Below are 5,458 nucleotides of genomic sequence, written 5' to 3'. Positions count from 1 at the left end.
ACGGCGAGGTCATCATCGTGGACGAGTTCACCGGCCGTCTCATGTTCGGCCGCCGCTACTCCAACGGCCTGCATCAGGCCATTGAGGCCAAGGAGCACGTCACCGTTGCCAGTGAGAACAAGACCCTGGCCACCATCACCTTCCAGAACTACTTCCGCCTGTACGACAAGCTCTCCGGTATGACCGGTACCGCCATGACCGAGCAGGAGGAGTTCGCCACCATCTACAACCTGGACATCATTGAGATCCCCACCAACAAGCCCAATCAGCGCATCGATCACCACGACGTGGTCTACAAGACCGAGGCGGGCAAATTCCGGGCCGTCATTGAGCAGATCAAGGAGTGCCACGCCAAGGGCCAGCCTGTGCTGGTGGGCACTGTGTCCATTGAGAAGAATGAGCTGCTCAGCGGCATGCTGGCCAAGGAAGGCATCGCCCACAACCTCCTCAACGCCAAGAACCATGAGAAGGAAGCAGAGATCGTGGCCCAGGCCGGTAAGCTGGGTGCTGTCACCGTGGCCACCAACATGGCAGGCCGTGGTACCGATATCATGCTGGGCGGCAACGCCGAGTATCTGGCCCGGGCAGACCTGGTGAAGGCCGGCTATTCCGACGAGATCATCGCCGACGCCACCGGCTACGCCGATACCGACAACGAGGAGATCCTGGCGGCCCGCAAGCTCTTTGCCGAGCGACTGGCCGCCCACAAGGCCGTCATCGCCGACGAGGCGGAGAAGGTTCGTGCCGTCGGCGGCCTCTATATCATCGGCACCGAGCGCCATGAGTCCCGCCGGATCGACAACCAGCTGCGTGGCCGTGCCGGCCGTCAGGGCGACCCCGGCGAGACCCGGTTCTATATCTCCCTGGAGGACGACCTCATGCGCCTGTTCGGCGGTGAGCGCATCCAAAACATGATGGAGAAGTTCGATCTGGACGAGGATACTCCCATCGAGAACCGCTGGCTCACCAAGTCCATTGAGAATGCCCAGACTACCGTGGAGTCCCGGAACTTCCAGTCCCGAAAGTCCGTGCTGGAATACGACGATGTCATGAACAAGCAGCGCGAGATCATCTATGCCCAGCGCCGGGAGGTTCTGGACGGCAAGGACATCAAGGAAACCATCCTGCACATGATGCACACCTCCATCGCCGACCATGTGGCCATGGCCTTCGGCGAGAACCAGTCCCTGGACGCCGCCGGCTACCGGGAGATGATGCTGGGCCTGGAGGGCATCTACTTCCCCAAGGGCGCCTTCCCCCTGACGGAGGAAGAGATCTCCGAGAAGAGCCAGCAGGACTTCACCGACATGTTTACCGCCGCGGCCGAGAAAACCTACGAGGCCAAGGAGGCGGAGATCACGCCGCCCATCATGCGGGAGCTGGAGCGGGTCATCATGCTGCGTGTGGTGGACGAGTACTGGATGGACCACATCGACGCCATGGACGACCTCAAGCAGGGCATCCGTCTGCGGGCCTACGCCAATACCGATCCTGTCATCGCCTACAAGCAGGAATCCCTCACCATGTTTGAGGAGATGATCTCCGCCATCCAGGCCGAGACCGTCCGCCGCATGTTCTCCGTGCGCATCAAGAAGGACGAGGAAGTCAAGCGTGAGCGCGTGGCCAAGGGCATGGTGGAAAATGTAGGCGGCGACGGCACCGCTCCCAAGAAGCAGCCTGTCAAGGTCAACAAGATCGGCCGCAACGACCTGTGCCCCTGCGGCAGCGGTCTCAAGTGGAAGAAGTGCACCTGCAAGGAGTACCACGACAACTGATTTTGAAGAGGAGCTGGCTGACACAGCTTCCACCCAAACACTGCGCGTCCCCTGTTCTCCTGCCGGAGGGCAGGGGACGTGTTTCTATCAGACACGGAGGTGCCTATGTCCTTTCCTACCCATGAGCAAAACGGCCTGGTATGGCTCACTTCTTCCCTGCTCTCCCGGTATGGCCAGACCGTCGCCCACGGATTCTCCACCCGGAAGGGCGGCGTCAGCACCCCGCCCTGGGACACGCTGAATCTGGGCCCCGGACGGGGGGATTCCCCGGAGGCTGTGTTGGAAAATTACCGGCGCTTCTGCGGCGCCCTGGACGTTCCCATGGAGCGGGCAGTCCTTTCCAAGCAGGTCCACGAGACCACGGTCCGCCTGTGCACCGCCGCCGATACCGGAAAGGGACTCTTTGCCTCCCGGGACTACACCGCCGATGCCCTTATCACCCGGGAAACCGACCTTCCCCTGGTGGTATTCTCCGCCGACTGCGGCATCATGCTGCTCTATGATCCCGTCCACCACGCCGCAGGTGCCGTCCACGCCGGATGGCGGGGCTGCGCCGCCGGGATCCTGGAAAAAACCGTTCAGGCCATGGCTGATACCTTCGGCTCCGATCCTGCGGCCATGGTGGCCGCCGTGGGCCCCAGCATCGGTCCGTGCTGCTTTGAGACGGACGATGACGTACCGGAGGCCATGACCGCCGCCCTGGGAGCAGAAGCCGCCCCCTATCTGGAGCGCCGGGGCATCAAGTGGCATGTGGACCTGGCGGGGCTCAACCGCCAGTGGCTGCTGCGCGCCGGCCTGGCCCCGGAGCACATTGATGTCTGCGGCCTGTGTACCGCCTGCCGCCGGGATCTCTTCTGGTCTCATCGGAAAATGGGGCAGGCCCGGGGCGCCCAGATCGCCATGATCGCATTGAAATCTCCCCAGGATTGAGAGGTTCCTATGAAAAAACGCCTATGCAGTTTGATGCTGGCGCTGGTGGTAAGCGCCTGCACATTAAGCGGCTGCTGGGAAGAGCCGCTGCCGGAGGAAGTGGATCTTCCGTTTCAGACGGAGGACGAGGAGCCCCAGGATAACCGGGAGATCCTGCCGGAGCAGTTTGCCCTGCCCTATGACCCCAATGCCACCCTGGATCCCATTACCTGTGCCGACGGCATGCAGCAGACCGTGGGGACTTTGCTCTATCAGCGGCTGTTCCAGCTGGATGAAAACCTGGAGCCTCAACCGGAGCTGTGCCAGAGTTATACCTGCAGCGCCGATGCTCTCACCTATACCTTCACCATCCGCAGCGGCGTCACCTTCTGGGACGGCACAGCCCTCACCGCCGCCGATGTGGCCTCCTCCCTCCAGCGGGCCAGGTCTTCCCAGCGCTATGGCTCCCGCCTCTCCCGCATCACCTCCATCTCCGCGGGGGATGCCAATACCGTGACCGTTACTCTGGCCTATGCCAGCACCGGGCTCCCTGCCCTGCTGGATATCCCCATCGTAAAATCCGGTACGGAGTCGGAGCTGATCCCCGTAGGCAGCGGCCCCTACTGCTTCCATCAGGATGAAGACGGACCCAGCCTCCAGCCCAATCCCTACTGGCAGGGCAGCACGCTGCCGGTGCAGGAGATCGTCCTCTCCCCTGCCGGTGACCGGGACGCCATGCTCTATCAGTTCACCTCCCACGATGTGCAGCTCATCGTCTGTGACCTGACGGGAACAGAGCCGGTGACCTCCGTGGGCAATGTCAGCTATCAGGATGCGGACACCACCATCCTGCAATACCTGGGGTTCAACACCCAGCGTTCCCCCTTTGACAATGCTGCCCTTCGGCGGGCCTTGGGCCTTGGGATCAACCGCAGCGCACTGATCAGTGCCTTTTTCTCCGGCCATGCCCTGGCCGCTCAGTTCCCTGTTTCCCCAGTCTCATCCCTGTATCCCCAGGAGCTGGAAACCATTTACTCCTACGACGCCTTTGCCTCTGCCATGGCTGCCGCCGGATACGCCACCGGCACCACCACCAAAACCGTGACGCTTGTGGTGAACCAGGAAAACACCTTCAAGGTCTCCGCTGCTCAGGATCTGGCGGAGGCGTTGTCCGCCTTCGATCTCAAAATTCAGGTTTCTGTCCTGCCCTGGGAGGAGTACACCGCCGCCCTGGCCGCCGGAAACTTTGACCTCTACTTTGGGGAGATCAAGCTGACGGCGGACTGGAATCTCAGCTCCCTGCTCAGTTCCGGCGGTGCTTTGAATTACGGCGGGTGGGCCGATCCCCAGACGGATACGCTGCTCTCTCAGTATGCCGTCTCCCAGGATCGGGCCGGTGCCATGAAAACCCTCTGCACCTATCTGAACACTCAGGCTCCCATCCTGCCCATCTGCTTCAAGCGCACCTCGGTGCTCTATCAGGCGGGAGTGATTGAGGGTCTGCAGCCCACAGCCGCCAACCCCTTTTACAATCTCTCAGACTGCACCATTCATCTGGCAGAAAAGGCAAACTGAAAAAAGAGGACGCCGGGACGGCGTCCTCTTTTTTCAGTCATTGTGCTTTCCGGTGATAGCCTCTATCCGGATCCGCCAGACCCCGGTGCGGGGGGCAGCCTCCAGCTCCCGGCCCACGGCTTCCCGGCCCATATCCGGCGTATACCGGCCGCAAAGCTTCTCCAGAGCCGCGGTTTTCTCCGCCGGATCCGACACCTCCTCCGCCGTGCCGAAGGCGACGGCAGAGCGGTAACGGGTAGTAAAACGCTCTTGCACCACCTGGGCATCCTCCACAAAGGTCAGGCATACCCGGGGATGGCTTTGCAGGCAGCGGTTCTTGCGTCCCTCCCGGGCACAGTGGAAATAGAAGTCCCACCCTTCCCGGATTACATGGACGGGCACGGCATAGGCGCTGCCATCTTCCGCCGTCATGGACAGCACGGCATACAAACAACTGTCCGCCACCGTCCAGGCTGTTTCTTCCGGCAGCTGCCGGTCTTTTCTTCTCATCTCATACATGGTTTTACGCTCCTTTTCCAGAATGAGGGCCAGCTTCTCCCTGCGGGACAGGCCCTTGATGGCGGCCTCCCGGCGCAGGGCCGTGGATTTGTCCGGCAGTTCCTCCCAGTAGGCCAGTGCCACCGGCAGACGGCTGCGGGTGTACTTGGCGCCTTTCCCGCTCTGGTGGATCGCCAGGCGCCTTGCTACGTCGTTGGTGGAGCCGGTATACAGCGTTCCATCCCCGCAGCGCAGGATATAGACATAATAGGCCACGGTGTTTTTCCCTCCTCGTTGGTCTCTTTGAGTATACCACAGCTGCCGCCTCGGGGAAAGGCCTCCCGGGCATGGGGACTTCCCCAGGCTGCATAGGAATGAACTCAGGAGGGATCGCCATGCTGTCTGCTGTGCTGCTGTTGGTCAATACGCTGCTGTTTTCCCTGCGCCTGTCCGGCGGGGGATCGTTTCCCCGCCCCCTGTCCGCCGCTGAGGAACGAGAGTACCTGCAAAAATACGCCCAGGGTGATCCGGAGGCCCGGGATGCCCTGATCCGCCACAATCTGCGCCTGGTGGCCCATATCGTGAAAAAATACTACACCCAAAGCGGTGATCAGGAGGATCTTATCTCCATCGGCACCATTGGGCTCATCAAGGGCATCTCCAGCTTCAATCCGGAAAAGGGTGCCCGGCTCGCCACCTATGCCGCCCGCTGCATTGAAAAT

At 61.6% G+C, this 5,458-nt stretch carries 5 protein-coding genes; 4 read left to right on the top strand and 1 reads right to left on the bottom strand.

The genetic code is table 11. The features are described from left to right. The 3 genes from ACT67G_RS11715 to ACT67G_RS11705 form a co-directional block, all read left to right on the top strand. On the top strand, positions 1-1,775 hold a 1,775-nt coding region (locus ACT67G_RS11715; protein ID WP_443664346.1), incomplete at its 5' end, for a preprotein translocase subunit SecA. Between the two features lie 105 nt (positions 1,776-1,880). Beyond that, on the top strand, positions 1,881-2,705 hold the full coding sequence (gene pgeF / locus ACT67G_RS11710; RefSeq protein ID WP_443664345.1) for a peptidoglycan editing factor PgeF: 825 nt from the start codon (positions 1,881-1,883) through the stop codon (positions 2,703-2,705). A gap of 9 nt (positions 2,706-2,714) precedes the next feature. Further along, positions 2,715-4,259 (top strand): ABC transporter substrate-binding protein, encoded by a 1,545-nt coding sequence (locus ACT67G_RS11705; protein ID WP_443664344.1) that lies wholly within the window; start codon positions 2,715-2,717, stop codon positions 4,257-4,259. Between the two features lie 33 nt (positions 4,260-4,292). Here ACT67G_RS11705 and ACT67G_RS11700 read toward each other — a convergent pair whose 3' ends face one another. After that, positions 4,293-5,012, bottom strand: a complete 720-nt coding sequence (locus ACT67G_RS11700) for a pyridoxamine 5'-phosphate oxidase family protein (protein WP_443664343.1) — start codon at positions 5,010-5,012, stop codon at positions 4,293-4,295. A gap of 119 nt (positions 5,013-5,131) precedes the next feature. Between ACT67G_RS11700 and ACT67G_RS11695 the strand changes: the two genes are divergently transcribed. Continuing rightward, positions 5,132-5,458 (top strand): sigma-70 family RNA polymerase sigma factor (locus ACT67G_RS11695; RefSeq protein ID WP_443664342.1); only part of this gene is annotated, 327 nt, incomplete at its 3' end.

It is taken from the genome of Dysosmobacter sp., from assembly GCF_052306735.1.
Taxonomy (GTDB): Bacteria; Bacillota; Clostridia; order Oscillospirales; family Oscillospiraceae; genus Oscillibacter.
This window is presented reverse-complemented; position numbering and strand designations above follow the sequence as displayed.

What these genes read in the sequence shown, in the direction of transcription:
- pgeF (WP_443664345.1), top strand. Translation starts at nt 1,881, where the DNA reads ATGTCCTTTCCTACCCATGAGCAAAACGGCCTGGTATGGCTCACTTCT.
- ACT67G_RS11705 (WP_443664344.1), top strand. Translation starts at nt 2,715, where the DNA reads ATGAAAAAACGCCTATGCAGTTTGATGCTGGCGCTGGTGGTAAGCGCC.